The following is a 20,062-nucleotide window of genomic DNA, read 5'->3' as shown; positions in this document are numbered from 1 at the left end:
GCAGCCGGCTGCCGACGTCCGGCAGACGTCGTCCGTCAGCCCCGCACCCGCCCCGCGACCTCGCCGAAGCCGACCAGCGCGCCGTCCGGCCCCGGGGCCGTCGCCGTGATGACGACCTCGTCGCCGTCCTCCAGGAAGGTCCGGGTCGTCCCGTCCGGCAGCTTGAGCGGCTCCTCGCCGTTCCAGGTCAGCTCGATCAGCGCGCCCCGGGTGTCCGGCTCCGGCCCGCTGACCGTCCCCGAGGCGAACAGGTCGCCGGTGCGCAGCGAGGCGCCGTTGACGGTCATGTGGGTCAGCTGCTGCTGCGCCGTCCAGTACATGGAAGCGAACGGCGGGCGCGAGACCAGGTGACCGTTCAGCCGGACCTCCATGGCCAGGTCCAGCCCCCACGGCTCGCCGCCGCGGTCGTCCAGGTACGCCAGCGGCTCGACGTCGCGCTCCGGCGGGGTGACCCGGGCGTGCTGCAGGGCGTCCAGCGGCACGATCCACGGCGAGACCGAGGTCGCGAAGGACTTGCCCAGGAAGGGCCCGAGCGGCACGTACTCCCAGGCCTGGATGTCGCGCGCCGACCAGTCGTTGAGCAGGCAGACGCCGAACACGTGCTCGCGGAAGTCGTCCAGCACGACGGGCCGGCCCAGCTCGGACGGCGTGCCGACGACGAAGCCGACCTCGGCCTCGATGTCCAGCCGGCGGGTCGGTCCGAAGGTCGGCGCGGCGTCGGCGGGCGCCTTGCGCTGCCCGTGCGGACGCACCACCGGCGTGCCGGACACCACGACGGTGCCCGCCCGCCCGTGGTAACCGATCGGCAGGTGCTTCCAGTTGGGGGTGAGCGGCTCCGAGCCCGGGCGGAAGATCCGGCCCAGGTTGGTGGCGTGGTGCTCGGAGGCGTAGAAGTCGACGTAGTCCGCGACCTCGAACGGCAGGTGCAGTTCGACCTGGTCGGTGGGCAGCAGCGCGGGCGACAGCGCCTCGCGGAAGGACTCGTCCGTCAGCCAGGCGGTGAGGTCGGCGCGGACCCGCGTCCAGGCCGAACGTCCGGCCGCCATCAGCGGGTTGAGCGAGTCGGCGTCCAGCAGCACCGACGGGGCCCCGGCGGCCCGGGCGGCGGCCCCGGCGTCCAGCACGAAGTCCCCGATGCGCACGCCGATCCGGCGCTGCCCGGGCAGGTCGGCCGCGGTGAAGACGCCGTACGGCAGGTTGTGCACGCCGAACGGCGAGTCCTGGGCGCTGGCCAGCCAGCTGCGGGGGGTGCTCAACGGTCCTCCTGGAGGAGTGGACTGGGCGACAGCAGGCCGAGCGCGGCCAGGTCGTCCAGGGGTTCGGCGACGCTGCAGGTGCCGAACGCGGTGAACGAGTTGCGGATCACCGTAACCTGGTGCCCGCTCAGGGCGTGGACGGCCTTGGCCAGCACCGCGCCGTCGCGCTCGGCCAGCACCTCGGCGGCCGCGGCGCGGTCCGTCTCCTGGGCGGCCAGCAGGACGTTGAGGAAGCCGTGGTGCTCGAACCCGGTCTCCGGGTCGGTGTGCCGGACGGCGTTGTGCAGCCCCGCCGTGCACTTGTACGGCAGGCCGCGCCGGGCGCAGCCGGTGAGGAAGGCGGCCAGCTCGTCCTCGTCCGGGAACGCCTCCGCGACGACGCCGCCGGTGCGGAACTTCGCCCGGTAGGCGCTGTCGACCAGGGCGTCCAGTACGGCGTCCAGGTCGTCCCCGCGCAGGAGTTCGCGCGGGAGCTCGACGGCGGCGGGCACGTCGACCGGCAGCAGCCGGTCCAGTTCGGCCACGGCCTCCTGCACGTCCCGGGTGGCGAGCTCGACGCCCGCGACCTCGAAGGGTGCGGCGGCGGTGAGCGCCGGCCCGAGCTCGGGACTGCCCCCCGGCAGTACCAGCCCGACCCTGAGCGGCCCGGTGCCCGCCACCGCCGCGGCCAGGTCGCCCAACCGGCCCGCCCCGCACAGGAACGGGCCGACCGCGTCGGCGTACCAGGCCGTGCGGTGGGCGCGGTGCGCGGGCACGGCCTCGGCGACCGGCAGGTTCCCCGGGGGGAACACCGCCGCGTCGTCGAAGAGCCCGCGGAACAACTCCGGGATCGGCGACGGGGCCGCGGAGGGGAACGCGGGGGTGCCGGCACTCATCGGCCGGGCCCCCGACCCGCCCAGGTCCAGGCGTAGCCGGCGTCCTCGGTGGCCCGTCCGCCCTCGCCGAGCTCCAGCGGGCGGAAGGTGTCCACCATGACCGCCAGCTCGTCGAAGAACTCCACGCCGATGCTGCGCTCGTACGCGCCCGGCTGCGGCCCGTGGGTGTGCCCGCCGGGGTGCAGCGAGATGGAGCCCTGGCCGATGCCGGAGCCCTTGCGGGCCGCGTAGTCGCCGCCGCAGTAGAACATGACCTCGTCGCTGTCCACGTTGGCGTGGTAGTACGGCACCGGGATCGACAGCGGGTGGTAATCCACCTTGCGGGGAACGAAGTTGCAGATCACGAAGTTGTTGCCCTCGAACACCTGGTGGGCCGGCGGCGGCTGGTGGACCCGCCCGGTGATCGGCTCGAAGTCCCGGATGTTGAAGGCGTACGGGTACAGGCAGCCGTCCCAGCCGACCACGTCGAACGGGTGGTGCGGCACGGTGTAGCGGGTGCCCGAAACCCCGTTCGGGCCACGGTGCTTGACCAGCACGTCGACGTCCCCGGGGGTGTCGACCACCAGCGGCCCGACCGGCCCGCGGAAGTCCCGCTCGCAGTACGGCGCGTGCTCCAGCAGCTGCCCGTACTTGGAGAGGTAGCGCTTGACCGGGGTGATGTGGCTGTTGGCCTCGATGCAGTAGGCGCGCAGCGGCTCGTTCCCGGACGGCACCCAGCGGTGGGTGGTGGCGCGCGGGATGATCACGTAGTCGCCCTGGCCGACCTCGATCGAGCCGAAGACCGTCTCGACCGTGCCCGCGCCGGACTCCACGTACACGCACTCGTCGCCGAGCCCGTTGCGGTACAGCTCGCTCGGGGCCCCGGCGGCGACGTACGAGATCCGCACGTCGCCGTTGCCGAGGACGAGCCGCCGGCTGCCGACGACGTCCGCGGACTTCCACTCCTGGTCCGCGAACAGCTCGTGCAGCTTGAGGTGGCGGGGGAGCAGGGGATGGTTGGGCACCGTGGACTGGTCGGGCAGCTCCCAGGGCGCCGCGTCGACCACCGCCGAGGGGATGCCCCGGTGGTAGAGCAGCGACGAGTCGGAGGAGAACCCCTCCTCGCCCATCAACTCCTCGTAGTACAGCCCGCCTTCGGGTGTGCGGTGCTGGGTGTGCCGCTTGGGCGGGATGCTGCCCAGCTGCCGGTAGTACGCCATCTCCGTGCTCCTCCTCGACCGTCCGTCAGGGTCGGCGTCAATCAGGGTAGGCCGACGCTCACAGGTTGCCGCGAAGGTCCTGCTCGCGCTCGATCGACTCGAACAGCGCCTTGAAGTTGCCCTTGCCGAAGCCCAGCGAACCGTGCCGCTCGATGAACTCGTAGAAGACGGTGGGCCGGTCGCCGATCGGCTTGGTGAAGATCTGCAGCAGGTAGCCGTCCTCGTCGCGGTCGACCAGGATGCCGCGCTTCTTCAGCTCCTCGATCGGCACCCGGACCTTGCCGATCCGCTCGCGCAGCTCCGGGTCGTCGTAGTAGGCGTCCGGGGTGTTGAGGAACTCGACGCCGCGCGAGCGCAGCACGTCCACGGTGGTGAGGATGTCGTTCGTGGCGAGCGCCATGTGCTGGCAGCCGGGGCCGGTGTAGAACTCCAGGTACTCGTCGATCTGGGACTTCTTCTTGGCGATGGCCGGCTCGTTCAGCGGGAACTTCACCCGATGGTTGCCGCTGGCGACGACCTTGGACATCAGGGCGGAGTACTCGGTGGCGATGTCGTCGCCGACGAACTCGGCCATGTTCACGAAGCCCATGACCCGGTTGTAGAACTGGACCCACTCGTCCATCCGGCCCAGCTCGACGTTGCCGACGGCGTGGTCCAGGGCCTGGAACAGGCGCTTGGGCGAGCCCTCCGGGTGGGTGACGCTGCTCTTGGCGACGACGTAGCCCGGCAGGTACGGGCCGCTGTAGCGGGAGCGGTCGATCAGGGTGTGGCGGGTCTCGCCGTAGGTGGCGATGGCCGCGCGGCGCACGGTGCCGTTCTCGTCCGAGACGTCGTTCGGCTCCTCCAGGACGGTGGCGCCGGTGGCCCGGGCGTGCTCGATGCACTTGTCGACGTCCGGGACCTCCAGGGCGAGGTCGACCACGCCGTCGCCGTGGCGGCGGTGGTGGTCCAGCAGCGCGCTGTCCGGCTGGACGCCGCCCTTGATCACGAAGCGGCAGGAGCCGGAGCGCAGCACGTAGGCCTTGCGGTCCCGGCGGCCGGTCTCCGGGCCGGAGTAGGCGACCAGTTCCATGCCGAACACGACCTGGTAGAACTGGGCCGTCTGGGTGGCGTTGCCGACCACGAAGACGACCGCGTCCTGCGCGGTGACCGGGAACGGGTCGGCGGCCTGGTCGTGCTCGACGAGTCCGACCAGGCGGCGCAGCTGGTCGGCGTCGAGGCCGGCCTCGCGCTCCTCGGGGGTCAGCTCAAGCGCGTGGGTCTGCGGGGTCATCGCTCGTTCCTCCACTCAGGGCCTCGGCGTTGAGGCTTCCGGGGGTTTCCGGGGGCTCGGGGCCTTCCGGTGCGGATCGCGTGGATCGCTGCCGCACGGCGACGGGTGGGCGGTGCGGTTGCGCAGAGCTTGCTCCTGTCCTGAGGGTTGGGCAACAGGTCGGTTTTTCACTGCTCAATGTGTACAAGCTGATCAGGAAATCCCGCCTTCGGCTGCGCAATATGTGCTGCCTCCGGGCGGTGCCCGCGCGAAATGTGCACAACCGGCGCTAGCCGCCCTCTGCGGGCGGTGCGCCGGCGGTCGGCAGGTGCCGCAGGAACCAGTCCCCGGCCAGCTCAGCGGCCTGGTCGAGGGTGCCCGGCTCCTCGAACAGGTGGCTCGCGTGCGGCACCACCGCCAGCTCGCTCGCGCCGCCCAGCAGGGCCTGGGCCCGCCGGTTGAGGTCCAGCACGGTGGTGTCCAGGGAACCGACCACGAGCAGCGTCGGCGCGCCCACCCGGCCGAGGACGTCCGGCCCGGCGAGGTCCGGGCGCCCGCCCCGGGAGACCACGGCGCGCACCGCCGGGCCCAGTTCGGCGGCGGTGTACAGGGCGGCGGCCGCGCCGGTGCTGGCGCCGAACAGGCCGAGCGGCAGGCCGCGCGCCCCCTCGGTGCGGCCCAGCTCCCGGGCGACGGCGGTCAGCCGGGCGCCGAGCAGGGCGACGTCGAACACCTTGCGCCGGTCCGGCTCCTCGGCCTCGGTGAGCAGGTCGAACAGCAGGGTGCCGAGCCCGGACCGGTTCAGGTGGCGGGCGACGTGCCGGTTGCGCGGACTGCGCCGGCCGCTGCCGCTGCCGTGCGCGAACACCACGACCCCGACCGCCCCGGCCGGGACGCTCAGCCGACCGGCCAGCCGGACCCCGGCGACGGGCAGCACCAGCTCGCGGTCGGTGCCCGCGGCGGACGCGCCCGGCGGGTCCGCCCGCTCGCCCCGGGCCTCGGCCAGCAGCCGCAGCACCTCCTCGTCGCCGGTCTGGGTGAAGTCGGCGTAGAACTCGCCGATCGCGAAGAACGGCGACGGCGTGTCGACGCAGACCAGCTCGTCGGCCACCTCGGACAGCCGCTCCGTCCAGTCCCGGGGCGCCACCGGGACGGCCAGCACCACCCGGGCCGCGCCGCGCTCCCGGACGATCCGGCAGGCGGCCAGGGCGGTGGAGCCGGTGGCGATGCCGTCGTCCACCACGACCACGGTCCGCCCGCGCAGGTCGGCGGCCGGACGGTCGCCCCGGTAGCGGCGGGCCCGGCGCTCCAGCTCGGTGCGCTCGCGCCGCTCCACCTGCGCCAGCTGCTCCCCGCCGACCCCGGCGAGCCGGATGACCTGCTCGTTCAGCACCCGGACGCCGTCCTCGCCGATCGCCCCCATCCCCAGCTCGGGCTGGTACGGCACGCCGAGCTTGCGGATCACACAGATGTCCAGCGGTGCGCCGAGCGCCGCCGCCACCTCGGCGGCCACCGGCACCCCGCCCCGGGGCAGGGCGACCACCACGGTGCCGGGGCCGGCGAGGTGACCGAGGCGGGCGGCCAGTCGGCGGCCGGCGTCGGTGCGGTCGGTGAAGTGGGTTCCGGTGACGTGCATTTCACGGCCTCCGGTTCCACCGTACGCCGCTCGCGGCGGGCCGGTGCCGGGCGTGTGCGGCCTGCGGCCCGGGGCCCTCGTGGGGTTGGCCCGGGGGAGTTCCCGGGGCGTTCCTAAGGCGTTCCTGGGGCGCTTCCGGGGGCGTTCTCAGGGCCTGCCGGGGCCGCCCGGGACATGGTCGGGGCGCGGTCGGGACATGGCCGGGCACGTGGCCGGGCACGGGCGGGACCAGCCGGGACGTGGGCGGGCGCCGGGGCGGGACCAGCCGGGACGTGGGCGGCCGCCGGGGCGGGACCAGCCGGGACGTGGGCGGCCGCCGGGGCGGGATCGGGACGGGACGCCACTCCCGTGCGGCCGGGACGGCGGGCGGCGGAACGTGGTGCGCAGAGGCGGTCCGCAGGCCCGCCCAGCACCGAAGGAGCGTCCGACATGCCGGGCACCGTCATCACCGACCTGCGCCGCCGCCGCGGCGCCGCCGTCGACCCCGGCCGCCTGCTCGCGGGCCCGCTGCGCGCCGTCGGCCTGCAGTGGCTCGAGCCGGGACACAGCGCCGAGGTGGCCGCCGAGGGCGCCGAGCACGCGCTGTACGTCACCGCCGGCTCCGGCCTCGCCACCCTGCCCGAGGACGTCGTGCACCCGGACCACCCCGAGCGCGCCGACGCCGGCCTGCCGCTGGTCGAGGGCACCGCCGTGGTGCTGCCGCTCGGCGCACGGACCGTCCTGATCGCCGGGACGGCCGGGTTGGAGTACTTCCACGCCGTACTGGCCGTCCCCACCGCCGACTCCTCCACCCCCTCCTCCTCCGGCTCCTCCGCTGATTCCGTTGATTCCGCCGCCGACTCCTCGGCCGACCCCTCCGCCGAGTCCACTCCCGAAGAAGGTGACCAGAGGTGATCGTCACCACCGACACCGGCTCCGCCACGATCCTGCTCGGCCCGAACGGCGAGCGGGTCCGGATCCGCTCGCTGGCCCGCCGCACCATGCTCACCAGTGCCTGCGAGGCCTTCGACCACCTGCGGCTGAGCCCGGGCGCCCACCACGTGCTACCCGGCCGGCCCGACGCCGAGACCGTGCTGCACGTGCTGCGCGGCGCCGCCGTCATCGGCGGACTCCCGGACCAACCGGACCACTTGGCCTCGGACGGCGATCTGCTGCTGGCCCGCAGGGGCCGCACCCTGCACGTCGAGGCGGGCCCGCTCGGCGCGGAACTGCTCTGCCTCACCCTGGCGGTGCCCCGCCACCGCGCCCGCACCAGGGCCGCCCTCGCCCGGCGCCGCGCCGAACGCTGCGACCGGCCCTGACCGCCGCCGATCCCAGGAGCCCGACGTGATCCTCGTCCCCGCCGCCGTCCCGCGCACCGCGCCGGCCTTCCAGCGGCTGATCGACCCCGAGCAGCGGCCGTCGGTCCGTGCCGCACTGACCGTGGAGACCCTGCCGCCCGGTGCCCGGGTCGAGCAACTGCCGTGCGAGTCCGTCGAGTCGGTGACCATCGTGCTCGGCGGTCGGCTGTCCGCGGCGGGCCGGGTCCTCGCGCCGGGCGAGGCGCTGCACCACCCGCCCGGTAGCCGCCACCGGCTCACCGCCCTGCGCGACGCCCCGGCCGCGGTGCTCACCGTCCGTCCCGTCCTGCCGACCGCCAACGTCCCGGCCCAGCGCGCCGGTTCGCGCTCTGCGGGGCCCGACCGGCGGATCGCCGTCGACGGCCTGCTGCTCGCTCCCGGTGAGACGCACACCGCGCCCGCCGAGGCCGCGGCGGACTCCTTCCTGCTGCTGCTCGCCGGCAGCGGTGCCCGCCTCGCCCTGGACGGCGGCGAAGTGTCGCTGTTCCCGGGCGACTTGGTCTACCTCCGGGCCGGTGAGCGGTACGGATTGCGGGCCGGCCCGGGCGCGTCAGTGACCGCCGTACGCGGCCGGGTGGGCGCAGTTCTGGGACCGGAACGGGACCTCGAACTCATGCAATCGGGGCCTGCCCGTCCGCAGAGTTGAGGGCAGATCGATCGATCGGATCGGCCGTTCGGAAGAATCAGGAGCACCACCTCATGTCTACGAACACCGCGACCACCGCGGCCAAAGTGATCTGCGGGGCCGGAGCGCTGGCGGGCGTGATCGCGACAGCCCTGGCCCTGCGCAACGCCTGTTCCTCCCCGTCCTCGCCCCCGGTCGCTGGCGGACCTTCCGAGTCGAAGCCCGGCGGCGGTACCGCGAACGACTGCCACTTCGGCTGCGGGCCCGGCAAGTAGGTCACGTCCGACGCCCGCACCTCCCGGCTCCCGGCTCGACTGACAGCCGACAGCCGACAGCCGACAGCCGACAGCCGACGGATGACAGATGACAGATGACAGATTTCGAAAGCTGTCATCTGTCATCCGTCATCTGTCGGCTGTGATCTGTTCGCCCACCCCGCTACCGGTCCGCCGCCGTCGAACGCGGCAGCACCGCCAGCACCTGCGTCCCGTGCTCCCGCGGCAGCGGTTGGATGGTGCAGCTGCCGCCGATCTCCGCGGCCCGGTCCGCCATCGATCGCAGCCCGACCCCGCCGCCCGGCTGTTCCTCGGTGCGCCCCGTCTCCCGGTACCCCACCCCGTCGTCCTGCACGGTCAGCGTCAGCGCCGTGTCGTCCACCCGGAGCGTCACCCGCGCGGTCCGCGCCCGGGCGTGCCGGAGCACGTTGTTGAGCGACTCGGCCGTGATGCGGTACGCCGTGACCTCCACCACGGCCGCCAGCCTCGGGAGCGGCTCCGGTGAGATCTCCGTCGTCACGGCCAGTCCCGCCCCGGTGAAGTTCTCCGCCAACTGCCTTACCGCCCGGGCCAGTCCGAGCTCGCCCAGCGGCGCCGGCCCGAGCCGGTCGGTGATCCGGCGGACCTCCTGGATCGCCGTCCCCAGCCCCTCGGAGACGGTGTTCAGCGGTTCCGCGAGCCCGCTGTCCGCCGCCGAGGCCGCGTTGTCCACCCGCAGCCGCAGGCCGGCCAGCGCCGGTCCGAGCCCGTCGTGGATGTCCCGCCGCAGCCACCGTCGCTCCTCCTCCCGCGCGGCGATGATCTGCTCCCGGCTGGCCAGCAGGTCCTCCTGGAGCTGGAGGGAGGCGACGGCGGGCGAGGCCTGGTCGGCGAGCGAGCGCAGGATGTCGACGTCGGTGGCCGCCAGCCGCTCCTCGCCCGCCCGCAGTCCGACGGTCAACTCGCCGATCGGCAGCCCGTTGTGGACGAGCGAGAAGCCCTGGCAGCGGCCGTCCAGCCGTCCGGCGGTGGCCAGCGTGCGCCGTCCGGCCCGGGTGGTGACGGCCAGCGTGACGCCGGGCAGCCGGAGCTCTTCGGCGACCGTCGCGCACAGCGCCCCCGGCAGCTGCTCGGGGTCGACGACCTGCCGCACCCGCCCCGCGAGCGTCCGCAGCACCTGGTACGGCTGCGCGCGCTCGCCGTAGTAGAGCCGGTCCACCAGCACGACGACCCGCCGTGCCGCGCGTGGCAGGGTCGCGCCGAGCGCGTACACCAGGGCGATCAGCAGCAGAGCGGCCCCGCCGCGCCCCGGCAGCAGCCAGCCGGACAGCACGGCGGCGGCCACCACGAACAGTCCGGTGACCCCGGTGCCCAGCAGCAGCCCGATCAGGACGCTGCGGGCCGCCCGGTCGAGCCGCCAGCCGTGGTCCCGGATGACCAGGAAGCCGACCGCGACCGCCCAGACCGCTCCCGCCCCGGCGAACAGCCAGTAGCTGAGCCAGTAGTGCTCGGCGCGGTTGCGCAGGTAGAAGTCCTGCAGCCCGACCCAGAGCAGGTACGCCCCGAGCATCCCGGCCACCCGCAGCCGGTGCCGGTGGACCGCCTTCCCGTCGCAGCCCGGGCCGGCCGGCCGCAGGAGGCGCGACAACAGGACCAGCGCGACGAACCCGATCACGCACTCGCCGATCAGCAGGTCGTGACCGCCCAGGCGGTCGATCGCGGCCGGGAAGAAGCGCGCGGGCGGGTTGTCGGCCAGCGGATTGGGCCGCCCGTAGGCCGTCGGGTCGGCGAGTGACTGCGCGACCTCGGCGGTCACCCACAGGGAGACGGCGCCGATGAACCACCACCAGCGCCGGGTGGTCAGCCGTCCGCCCGGCAGCCAGAGCGGCAGCGCGTAGATGAGCGTCACGTTGACCGCGCTCAACAGCACGTCGAAGGCCAGCACGGCGCCGACGATGTCCGGGTCGCTGACCTCGACCCAGAGCGGCGCGGCCGCCACGCTGGGGAGGACGTCGGTCACCGCGTAAACGAGCATCACCCAGCCGAGCGGGCTGCCCGGGCGGTGCGCGTGCACCAGCATGCCCGCCGCTGCGGTCGGCAGGGCGTAGACCAGGATGGCGAGTTGGTCGCGGGGGTGGGAGACGCCGGGCTCGCCCAGGTGGACGAGCACGTAGCAGATCCACACCGTCGCGGCGACGAAGCACAGGGCGGTGACGGACGCGGCGGCGGTCAGTTGCCGCTCGGCCCGGGTGCGGTGCGGGGGAGAGGACGCCGTGATCATGGCACCACCTCGTTCTGGGCAGCGGGTGTTCCGCCGGCCGCGACGTGGTCCGCCGGCGCCGCGTACCCGGGCGTTCGGTGTCCTCCGGCGTTCGGCGTCCCCCGGCGTTCGCTCCCAGTGTGGTCGGCCCGCTGTCCCGGACGCCTGAGGCAGCGGTCACGCATTCCGGGCGGGACACCGGCCGGCGACAGCCTCCCGCCGTGCGGACGACCTCCGGCCATGTCACGGAGAGTCACGGGATGGCCGCTGCTAGTGTCGGCCGGGTGGATGAACAGCAGCTGGTCGCACCTTCGGGCCCGGCGGGCGGGGCGAAGCCCGTTCGGGTACTGATCGTCGATGACCACCCCCTCTTCCGCGAGGGGCTCAAGGCGGCGCTGGAGAGTGCCGAGGGCGTCTCCGTGGTGGCCGAGGCCGAGCGGGTCGCCGACGTCCCGGAGGCGGTCGCCCGGCACCGCCCCAATGTGGTGATCATGGACCTCTCGCTGCCGGACGGCTCCGGACTGGAGGCCGTCCGCCGGCTCTCCGGCCAGGAGCAGGCGCCGCCGGTGCTGATGCTGACCATGTCGGACGACGACGGCAACCTGCTCGCCGCCCTCCAGGCGGGCGCCCGCGGCTACCTGGTCAAGGGGGCCGGGCGGGAGGAGGTGCTGCACGCGGTCCGCACGGTCGCCGCGGGCGGCGCGGTGTTCGGCGGCGAGGTCGCCGGGCGGATCACCGCCCTGCTGGCCGGGGCGAAGATGCGCGAGGCCGGGCAGCTCTTCCCCGACCTCACCGCCCGCGAGGCCGAGGTGCTGGACCTGGTGGCGCGCGGCCACGACAACCGGCGGATCGCCCGGGAGCTGGTGGTCGCGGAGAAGACCGTCCGCAACCACGTCACCCACATCTTCGAGAAGCTGCACGTGGCCACCCGGGCCGAGGCGGTCGCCCGGGCCCGCGACATGGGCCTCGGCGACGGCTGACGCCGTTCCCCGCCCCTCGCCTCCCGTCCCCCGTTTCCGGATCCCCGGTTCCCGGTTCTCGTTCCCCCGGTTCCCCCGGTTCCCCCGGTTCCCCCGGTTCCCCGGTTCCCCGTGCTTCGGAGGGGCGGTCCGGGGGTGCCGGTCCGCCGACCGGCACCCCCGGAGTCTTGCGTGTCCTGCCGGTCCTACGGCTGCATCTCGTACGCGCCGGAGAGCGCCTCGACCCGGGCCCACACCTTCGCGGCGCGCTCGGCGTCCGCCACCGGGCGGCGCACGTTGGCCAGCGCCCAGGCGGCCTGCTCCTCGGTCGCGGAGGCCTTGCCGTGCAGCTCGGTCGCGTGCGCGGAGAAGTCCCGGACCAGCGCGTCGAAGACCTGGTCCAGCACGTCCGCGTCCAGCCCGGTCAGCTCGGCCTGCTCCAGCACCAGCTGGCCGTAGACGATCAGCGCGAACAGCTGCCCGATCTCCAGCAGGAAGTCCAGGTCGGCCTGCTGCTCCTTGCTCGGAGCGTGCTTGAGCAGCAGCTCGCAGAAGCCGTCGGCCTGCTCGCGGAAGCGGGCGACGTTCGGCAGCTGCGCGTGCCGGTCGTAGGCGGCGCGCCAGTCGTGGAAGCGGATCGCGCCGAGGCCGCGGGCCGGGCCCTGGTGGAACAGGAAGGCGTCGTCGGTGGCGTCCAGTCGGGTCGGCACTGGCGCGTAGTCGGCGGGCGCGAACAGGTAGTTGCCCATGAACTTGAGGATCAGCGCCAGGTTGACGTGGACGGTGCCCTCCAGCTTCGGCAGGCCGCGGATGTCCTTGGCGGCCTTGTCGAAGTAGGTGTCCGCCTCGAAGCCCTTGGCCGCGATGACGTCCCACATCAGGTCGATGACCTTCTCGCCCTCGGTGGTGACCTTCATCTTGGTCATCGGGTTGAACAGCAGGTAGCGACGGTCCTCGGGGGAGGCGGTGCGGAAGTAGTCCACGGCCCGCGCGCTGAACAGCTTCATCGCCACCAGGCGGGCGTACGCGTCGGTCAACTCCCGTCGCACGTGCGGGAAGTCGGTGACCTTCCGGCCGTACAGCACCCGGTTGTGGGCGTGCGTGACGGCCTCGTACATCGCGTGCTCGCAGATGCCGACGGAGGCGGTGCAGAGGTTGAACTTGCCGACGTTGACGGTGTTCAACGCGGCGTCGAAGGCGGCCTGCCCGGTGTGCAGCACGTCCTCGGCCCGCACCGGGTAGTCCTCCAGGCGGAACTCGCTGACGTACATCTGGGCGTTCACCACGTTCTTGACCAGGTGGTACGCCTCGTGGCGGCTGTCGGCGGCGAAGAAGACGTAGCCCTCCGGGCCCTCGACGTCCGAGCGGCGGCCGAACACCGAGACCAGGCCGGCCACGTTGCCGTTGCCGATGTAGTACTTGGGGCCGGTCGCGGTGAAACCGCCCTCACCGTCCGGGGTGAGGATCATGTCGGTGGAGTAGATGTCGGCGCCGTGAGTGCGCTCGGACAGGCCGAAGGCCATCACGTGGCCCTCGGCGAGGAGCTTGGCGGCGCGGGCCCGGACGGCCTCGTTCTCGCTCTGCCAGACCGGGCCGAGGCCCAGGATGGTGACCTGCCAGGTGTACCAGTAGCCGAGGCCGTAGAACCCGAGGATCTCGTTCAGCTCGGCGATCCGCGCGGTGTCCCAGCGCTTGTCGGGGTCGGCCGACGAGGGGGTCAGGAACTCCGCGAACAGGCCTTCCCGCGCGGCGAATTCGAGGAAGTCGCCGTACCAGGCGCGGTCGATGTAGGTGTCGATGAGCGCCTTCTTGCCGCGGGACTCGAACCAGTCGACGGTCGCGCGCAGCAGCCGACGGGTCGGCTCGTCGAACTGCGCGGGGTCGTAGGTGCGCGGGTTGAAGAGCATCAGGGGCTCCCTGGGGTCGAGGGTGTGAGGGCTCGGCGCGGTTCGGGGGGCGGGGCTGGGTCGGCGGGCGGCGGACGGCTTTCGGCGAACTGGGTTCAGCGGACGGTTTCAGCTGACAGATTTCAGGTAACAGCTTTCAGACTCTGTCAGCTGAAATCTGTTACCTGTCATCTGTCAGCTGTCATCTGCGCATCCGTCGGGCTGTCACCCGTCACCCGTCACCGTCACCCGTCATCTGTCGTCCGTCTTCCGGTCCCGTCCGCCGTCCGCGAGCCGGCGCAGGGTGGCGAGCACGTCGTCCAGCCAGGCGAGGGTCATCCGCTCGAACTCGATGCCGCCGCGCAGCACCACGTGCTGGAGTTCCTGCCGGGTGTCCAGTGCGGTGAGGTCGGGGAAGTCCCGCTGCTCGCCGTGCAGGTAGCGGGCGAGCAGGGCGGCGTGGCTCTCGCGGTGCCGCTCGACCTCGGAGATCAGCGCGGCCGGGTCGTCGAAGGCGGCGGCCCGGATCTTGACCGCGAGCTCGTGCCGGACGGTCTCCGGCTCGACCGGTTCGCGCAGCCAGCCGGCCAGCGCGGCCCGTCCGGGCGCGGCCGCCGAGTAGACCTTCTTGTCCGGGCGGCCGTCTTGCGCGACCTCTTCGGCGGCGACCCAGCCGTCCGCCTCCATCCGCCGCAGCACCCGGTAGATCTGCTGGTGGGTGGCGGTCCAGAAGCGTCCGATGGAGCGGTCGAAGCGCCGGGCCAGTTCGTACCCGGAGCCGGGCTGCTCCAGCAGCGAGACGAGGATCGCGTGCTCCAGTGCCATGCCCGCATCCTGCTATGCAACGAGTTGCATAGCAATGGAGCACCGGAGTGTTGAGACGCAGGTCACCGGCGTGACCGGATGGTTATCGGTCATTCCGGACTATCAGGTGCAAAACCTTGGAGAAGCGCCAGAATGGGTACGGGGCTTGCCCCTTCCATGGTCCGAACCACAGGAGGTGGTATCGGTGGCAACCCACATGCCGACGGGCATGGAGCACCACCCGGACATCGTCGAACTCCGGGAACACTACGAGCGGGTCACCTCGACCCCCCGCGCCCAGGGCATCGAAGCCCTGGCCGTACTGGCCGGTCTTTTCCTGGCGGCATCGCCTTGGATCGTCGGCTTCACCGCGTTCAGCACCCTGACCGTGACCTGCCTGATCGTGGGTCTGGCCTACACCGCGCTGATGGCCGGCTACGGCTCGGCCTACGAGCGGACCCACGCGAGGGCTTGGGCCGCCGCCGCGCTCGGTATCTGGACGATCATCTCTCCCTGGGCCGTCTCCGGGTCCGTCGCGCACGGCAAGAACATCGTCACCTGCGTCATCGTCGGTGCCGTGATGTTCCTGCTCGGCCTCGCGGCGATCTCGATGGCCACGATCACGTCGAACGGAGCAGCGATGCGGCTCGGCCGGGCCGGCCGAGCCAAGGGCTGACCTTCCCCGCAGCCCGCGTCCGGGGCACGGAGGGCACGCGAGTGCCCGCCGCGCCCCGGCGCACGTCCGGCCCGCGCGCGCCTTGCGTCGGTCATGCCTTGCGTCGGACGCGCCTTGAGTCGGTCATGCCTTGCATTGGACCTGCCGTACGTCGGTCACGCCTTGCGTCGGACCCGCCGTACGTCGGACACGCCTTACGGGTGCGTCATCCGCAGCACGTCCAGTGCCTCGTCCAGCTGCTCCTCGGTGAGCGCGCCCCGCTCGACGTAGCCGCGTTCCAGCACCACCTGACGGATGGTCTTCCGCTCGGCCAGCGCCTGCTTGGCGACCTTCGCCGCCTCCTCGTACCCGATGTACCGGTTCAGCGGCGTCACCACCGAGGGCGAGGACTCCGCGTACTCACGGGCCCGTTCGACGTTCGCGGTGATGCCGTCCACGGTCCGGTCCGCCAGCAGTCGGGCGCTGTTGGCCAGCAGCCGCACCGACTCCAGCACGTTGCGGGCGATCACCGGGAGCATCACGTTGAGCTCGAAGTTGCCGCTCGCGCCGGCCAGCGTCACCGTGGCGTCGTTGCCCACCACCTGGGCGGCGACCATCAGCACCACCTCGGGCAGCACCGGGTTCACCTTGCCCGGCATGATCGACGAACCGGGCTGGAGGTCCGGCAGGTTGATCTCGCCCAGGCCGGTGCGCGGGCCGGAGCCCATCCACCGCAGGTCGTTCGCGATCTTCGTGAACCCGACCGCCACCGTGCGCAGTTGGCCGCTCAGTTCGACCAGCGCGTCCCGTGCGCCCTGCGCCTCGAAGTGGTCCCGGGCCTCGGTCAGCGGCAGCCCGGTGGCGCGGGCCACCTCCTCGATGACGGCCGCCGGGAAGCCGGGCGGGGTGTTGATGCCGGTGCCCACCGCCGTTCCGCCGAGCGGAAGTTCGGCGACCCGGGGGAGGGTGGCCAGCAGCCGCTCGCGCCCGTGCCGCACCTGCGCCGCGTAGCCGCCGAACTCCTGGCCCAGGGTGACGGGCGTGGCGTCCATCAGGTGGGTCCGGCCCGACTTGACCACCTGGGCGAACTCCACGGACTTGCGCTCCAGCGCCTCCGCCAGGTGCTCCAGCGCCGGGATCAGGTCGTGGGTGACGGCGGCGGTGGCGGCGATGTGGATCGAGGACGGGAACACGTCGTTGGACGACTGGCTCGCGTTCACCTGGTCGTTCGGGTGGACCGGCCGCTCCAGCCGCTCGCCCGCCAGGGTGGCGATCACCTCGTTGGTGTTCATGTTGGACGAGGTGCCCGAGCCGGTCTGGAAGACGTCCACCGGGAACTCGTCGTCCCAGCGGCCCTCCGCCACCTCCTCGGCCGCCGCCGCGATCGCCCCGGCCGTCTCCTCGTCCAGCACCCCGAGGCGGGCGTTCACCCGCGCCGCGGCCGCCTTGATCCGGGCCAGCGCGGCGATGTGCGCACGCTCCAGCCGCTGGCCGGACACCGGGAAGTTCTCCACCGCCCGCTGCGTCTGCGCCTGCCACTTCGCGGCGGCCGGTACCCGCACCTCGCCCATCGAGTCGTGCTCGACCCGGTACTCCTGCGGCTTCTCCCGCTCGTCACCCATCGCGCGCTGCACCTCCTGTACGGGCCCGGTCGGCCCGGTCACCGGTGTTTCCGATCACGACAGCCGCGCGCGGGCCCCGGGTATTTCCACCCGGGGCCCGCGATCCGCCAGACGCCCCGGCCCTGGGGGCGGGGGTTACCGCGCAGGGGCGGGCCCAGCGCGGTAGGCGCGGGGTTGCCGCGCGGGGGCGGGGTTACCGCGGGGAGTGGGCTTACCGGCCGGGCAGCTCGGCGCGGAGCAGTTCGGCGCGGAGCAGTCCGCCCGGCTCGGCGCCGAGCTGGCCGACCACCGTGCCGTCCGGCGCCCACACCCCGGAGCAGCCCGAGGTCTCCGGGAACTCGCCGCTGGCCCCGGCACTGGTGGACAGCACGCCCCAGACCCGGTGCGCCGTCGTCCGCTCCCGCAGGTGCTCGGCGAGCCGCTCGGCCTGCGCGGGGCCCGGGCCGTACAGGGTGGAGGCGACGTAGGCGTCGATGCCGAGCGCCGCGGTCTCCTCGGCGTGCGCCGGGTCGGCGGCGTCGGCGCAGACCGCCAGGCCGAGCCGCAGGCCGTCCAGCTCCAGCACGAAGGGCTTCTCGCCCGGGGCGAAGCGGTCCAGCTCGGGGCCGTGCAGGCGCATCTTCCGGTAGACGACGACGGCGCCCTCGCCGGTGACCGCCAGGGTGGCGATGGACTCGCGGCCGTCGGCCTCCACGACCGGTGCGCCGACCAGCGCGAGGGCGCCGGTCGCGGCGCAGGCCTCGACCAGCGGGGCGAGCCGCGGGTCCGCCGGGTCGACGGCGGGGGCGGCCAAGTCGTATCCGGTCAGCGACAGCTCGGGGAACACCACCAGGCGGGTGTCGGCCTCCCGGACGGCCTCGGCGTGCCGTCCGACGTTGACGTCCAGGGTGTCCGGGCGGCCGGGGGCGGCGCAGACCGGCTGGGCCACGGCGACGGTGACGGCGGCGGGGGCCGGGGTGGCCGCGCCGGTCGGGTCGGTGGCGGTCGGCGGCACGGACGAGGGCATGGTGGGGCCTCCGGGCGGGGGTGGGGGGTCGGCGGTCAAGATCAACCTATGCGCCCGCTGATCAGCCGGGCAACGCGGTGTCGGTCCCCGGCTCGGTCTTCGGCTCGGTCGTCGCCCTGGTGGCGGGCCTGGAAGTCGGCTCGGTCCTCGGCCCGGTCCTCGGTTCGGAACTGGCGGCGTCACAGCGAGCCGTTGTCCACCGCGTCGTTCCGCGCCGCGCCGAGGACGGGGGTGGACGGCCTTCGTCCGTTCGCGCCATGATCACTCGAACGAGTGAGATCCCGGCCGGATCGCTTCAAACGGTCGTACGGCACTTCGTACGCTCCTGACCGGGTCGGGCGGACACCGACCGCCCCGGAGCGCCGAGACCCGGCCCGGGGCACCGACGCAGGGGGCGGACCGGATGACCACGGAACACGACGGCAATCACACCGAGAACACGCACGGCGCGGCGGACGGGCGGGGGAACGGGCGGGAGACCGCCCCGGAGTCCGGGCGCGGCCTGACCAGGCGGCAACTGCTCGGCGCCTCCGCGGCGCTCGGCGGCGCGGCCTGGCTGCTGCGCGGCACCATCGGCCCGGACAGCGCCGAGGCCGCCACGCCCGTACCGCCCGGCCTGCCCGCCGGCACCGAGCTCTACCAGCGGGTCTTCCAGAACTGGTCCGGCGAGATCCGCACCGACCAGCTGTGGACCTGCGCGCCGCACACCCCCGAGGAGGTCCCGGCCCTCGCGGACTGGGCGCACGCCAACGGCTGGCGGCTGCGCGCCACCGGCTACCGGCACACCTGGGCGCCGCTCACCGTCGCCAACGGGACCCCGGACACCGCCCGCGTCCTGCTGCTGGACACCAGCCGGTACCTCACCGCCATCACCGCCGACTCGCCCAGCACCGTCCGGGTACAGACCGGCGCGAGCATGGAGGCGCTGCTCGCCCACCTGACCGACCGGGGCCTCGGCCTGACGGCCTGCCCGGCGCCGGGTGACCTCACCGTCGGCGGCGTGCTCGCCATCGGCGGTCACGGCACGGCCGCCCCGGCCGGCGGCGAACTGCGCCCGGACGGGCACGGCTACGGCTCGGTCAGCAACCAGGTGGTCCGGCTCACCGCCGTCGTCCTGGACCAGACCACCGGCCGCTACGCGCTGCGCACCTTCGACCGTGCCGAGGCCGACAGCGCCGCCTTCCTGGTGCACCTGGGCCGCGCCTTCCTGACCGAGGTGGTGCTGCGCGCCGGCGCCGACCGCCCGCTGCGCTGCGTCAGCCGGCTGGACATCCCGGCGAGCGACCTGTTCGCCCGCCCGGGGACCGCCACCGGCGGCGGCGGACTGCTCGGCGGGCTGCTGGGCGGTGGCGGCGGTCCGCGCACCCTGGCCGAGTTCGTCGAGCGCGACGGCCGGGTCGAGGCGATCTGGTTCGCCTACACCGACTACCCGTGGCTCAAGACCTGGACCGTCACCCCGACCAAGCCGCTCGCCTCCCGGGCCGTCGACCAGCCCTACAACTACCCTTTCTCGGACAGCATTCCGGAGCCGGTCGCCCGGCTGGCCGGCGAAATCGTCTCCGGCGCCTGGGGATCGGCCCCGCTGTTCGGCCAACTCCAGTACCTGGTCGCCAAGGTGGCGCTCACCGGCGACCTCACCGACGTCCTGCTCTCCGGCGGACTGCTGCGTGACCTGCTCAGCGGCGACCTGATCACCCACCTGCTCGCCGGCGGCCTGCGCTCCGACCTCTGGGGCCCCTCGCGCGCCCTATTGCAGTACGTCCGGCCCACCACCCTGCGGGTCACCGCGAACGGCTACGCGATCCTGACCAAGCGGGCCGACCTGCAGTGGGTGGTCAGCGAATTCGCCGCCTACTACCGGCAGTTGCTCGGGGAGTACCAGGCCCGGGGCGAGTTCCCGGTGAACGGCGCGGTGGAGATCCGGGTCACCGGCCTGGACGACCCGTCCTACTCCGGAGTCCCGGGAGCCCGGCCCCCGCTGCTGTCCGCGCTGCGCCCGCGGGCGGACCGGCCGGAGTGGGACACCGCCGTGTGGCTCGACGTCCTGGCGTTCCCCGGCACGCCCGGACTGGAGCGCTTCGCCCGGGACCTGGAGCAGTGGCTGCTGCGCACCTTCGACGGGACCAGGGCCGGCATGCGGGTCGAGTGGTCCAAGGGCTGGGCCTACACCACGGACGCGGCTTGGTCCGACCAGGACCTGCTCGGCCGGGTCGTCCCCGACAGCCTGCGGGCCGGCGGTGGGCCCGGCTGGGACGAGGCGGTCGCCACGCTGGACCGGTACGACCCGCACCGGGTGTTCGGGAACCCGTTCCTGGATGGGCTGTTGAGGTAGCGGCTGACGGCTGACGGCTGACAGATAACAGCCGACGGATGACAGCTAACAGATAACAACTGACGGCTGACAGATTTTGAAATCTGTCAGCCGTCAGTCGT

Annotated in this window: 17 protein-coding genes; 7 read left to right on the top strand and 10 right to left on the bottom strand. The window is 73.3% G+C overall.

Annotation, left to right across the window (positions count from 1 at the left end):
* Positions 1-35 precede the first annotated feature (35 nt).
* From fahA to ACZ47G_RS14220, 5 genes are all read right to left on the bottom strand, one after another.
* Entirely contained in the window at positions 36-1,256 is a 1,221-nt protein-coding gene (fahA, locus tag ACZ47G_RS14240; protein WP_465742310.1) for a fumarylacetoacetase, read from the bottom strand.
* The gene (locus ACZ47G_RS14235; RefSeq protein WP_465742308.1) at positions 1,253-2,131 is read right to left on the bottom strand and encodes a hypothetical protein; all 879 of its coding nucleotides are present in this window, start codon (positions 2,129-2,131) and stop codon (positions 1,253-1,255) included. The genes fahA and ACZ47G_RS14235 overlap by 4 nt, the downstream gene beginning before the upstream one ends.
* Positions 2,128-3,330: a cupin domain-containing protein gene (locus ACZ47G_RS14230; RefSeq protein WP_465742306.1), complete on the bottom strand. Its 1,203-nt coding sequence runs from the start codon at positions 3,328-3,330 to the stop codon at positions 2,128-2,130. The genes ACZ47G_RS14235 and ACZ47G_RS14230 overlap by 4 nt, the downstream gene beginning before the upstream one ends.
* Positions 3,331-3,388: 58 nt before the next feature.
* Positions 3,389-4,603, bottom strand: coding sequence for a 4-hydroxyphenylpyruvate dioxygenase (gene hppD, locus ACZ47G_RS14225; protein ID WP_465742304.1), 1,215 nt, complete (start codon positions 4,601-4,603; stop codon positions 3,389-3,391).
* 268 nt (positions 4,604-4,871) lie between these two features.
* Positions 4,872-6,218 (bottom strand): phosphoribosyltransferase family protein, encoded by a 1,347-nt coding sequence (locus ACZ47G_RS14220; protein WP_465742302.1) that lies wholly within the window; start codon positions 6,216-6,218, stop codon positions 4,872-4,874.
* A 429-nt stretch (positions 6,219-6,647) separates the two neighbouring features.
* On the opposite strand from ACZ47G_RS14220, the gene ACZ47G_RS14215 reads away from it, so the two are divergent.
* From ACZ47G_RS14215 to ACZ47G_RS14200, 4 genes are read left to right on the top strand one after another with little or no spacing between them, the layout of a single operon-like run.
* Positions 6,648-7,112 carry a hypothetical protein gene (locus tag ACZ47G_RS14215; protein ID WP_465742300.1) on the top strand — a complete coding sequence of 155 codons (465 nt, stop codon included), beginning with the start codon at positions 6,648-6,650 and terminating at the stop codon, positions 7,110-7,112.
* Complete coding sequence (locus ACZ47G_RS14210; RefSeq protein WP_465742298.1) at positions 7,109-7,519, top strand: pirin family protein; 411 nt, start codon at positions 7,109-7,111, stop codon at positions 7,517-7,519. The genes ACZ47G_RS14215 and ACZ47G_RS14210 overlap by 4 nt, the downstream gene beginning before the upstream one ends.
* A 25-nt stretch (positions 7,520-7,544) precedes the next feature.
* Positions 7,545-8,204, top strand: a complete 660-nt coding sequence (locus tag ACZ47G_RS14205; protein WP_465742296.1) for a hypothetical protein — start codon at positions 7,545-7,547, stop codon at positions 8,202-8,204.
* Positions 8,205-8,257: 53 nt separating this feature from the next.
* The gene (locus ACZ47G_RS14200) at positions 8,258-8,458 is read left to right on the top strand and encodes a hypothetical protein (protein ID WP_465742294.1); all 201 of its coding nucleotides are present in this window, start codon (positions 8,258-8,260) and stop codon (positions 8,456-8,458) included.
* Positions 8,459-8,621: 163 nt separating this feature from the next.
* On the opposite strand, the gene ACZ47G_RS14195 is transcribed toward ACZ47G_RS14200, so the two are convergent.
* Positions 8,622-10,718, bottom strand: a complete 2,097-nt coding sequence (locus tag ACZ47G_RS14195; RefSeq protein WP_465742292.1) for a sensor histidine kinase — start codon at positions 10,716-10,718, stop codon at positions 8,622-8,624.
* Between the two features lie 263 nt (positions 10,719-10,981).
* Between ACZ47G_RS14195 and ACZ47G_RS14190 the strand changes: the two genes are divergently transcribed.
* Positions 10,982-11,677, top strand: a complete 696-nt coding sequence (locus ACZ47G_RS14190) for a response regulator (protein WP_465742290.1) — start codon at positions 10,982-10,984, stop codon at positions 11,675-11,677.
* A gap of 185 nt (positions 11,678-11,862) precedes the next feature.
* Here ACZ47G_RS14190 and ACZ47G_RS14185 read toward each other — a convergent pair whose 3' ends face one another.
* Together ACZ47G_RS14185 and ACZ47G_RS14180 are read right to left on the bottom strand one after the other, a co-directional pair.
* A complete protein-coding gene (locus ACZ47G_RS14185; protein WP_465742288.1) occupies positions 11,863-13,563 on the bottom strand; it encodes an acyl-CoA dehydrogenase family protein in 1,701 nt (566 codons plus the stop codon).
* A gap of 231 nt (positions 13,564-13,794) precedes the next feature.
* Positions 13,795-14,367, bottom strand: coding sequence for a PadR family transcriptional regulator (locus ACZ47G_RS14180; RefSeq protein WP_465742286.1), 573 nt, complete (start codon positions 14,365-14,367; stop codon positions 13,795-13,797).
* Between the two features lie 34 nt (positions 14,368-14,401).
* Between ACZ47G_RS14180 and ACZ47G_RS14175 the strand changes: the two genes are divergently transcribed.
* Entirely contained in the window at positions 14,402-15,022 is a 621-nt protein-coding gene (locus tag ACZ47G_RS14175; RefSeq protein ID WP_465742284.1) for an SPW repeat protein, read from the top strand.
* A 194-nt stretch (positions 15,023-15,216) separates the two neighbouring features.
* Here the strand turns inward: ACZ47G_RS14175 and ACZ47G_RS14170 are convergent, their stop codons facing one another.
* Positions 15,217-16,623, bottom strand: a complete 1,407-nt coding sequence (locus ACZ47G_RS14170; RefSeq protein WP_465742282.1) for a class II fumarate hydratase — start codon at positions 16,621-16,623, stop codon at positions 15,217-15,219.
* 211 nt (positions 16,624-16,834) lie between these two features.
* Complete coding sequence (locus ACZ47G_RS14165) at positions 16,835-17,629, bottom strand: carbon-nitrogen hydrolase family protein (RefSeq protein ID WP_465742280.1); 795 nt, start codon at positions 17,627-17,629, stop codon at positions 16,835-16,837.
* A 403-nt stretch (positions 17,630-18,032) separates the two neighbouring features.
* Here ACZ47G_RS14165 and ACZ47G_RS14160 point away from each other — a divergent pair, with 403 nt between their 5' ends.
* Positions 18,033-19,961 (top strand): cholesterol oxidase substrate-binding domain-containing protein, encoded by a 1,929-nt coding sequence (locus tag ACZ47G_RS14160; RefSeq protein WP_465742278.1) that lies wholly within the window; start codon positions 18,033-18,035, stop codon positions 19,959-19,961.
* Positions 19,962-20,062 lie beyond the last annotated feature (101 nt).

It is taken from the genome of Kitasatospora sp. NPDC030952 (genome assembly GCF_055571335.1).
The sequence above is the reverse complement of the archived record's forward strand: the minus strand, read 5'-3'. Positions and strand labels throughout refer to the sequence as shown.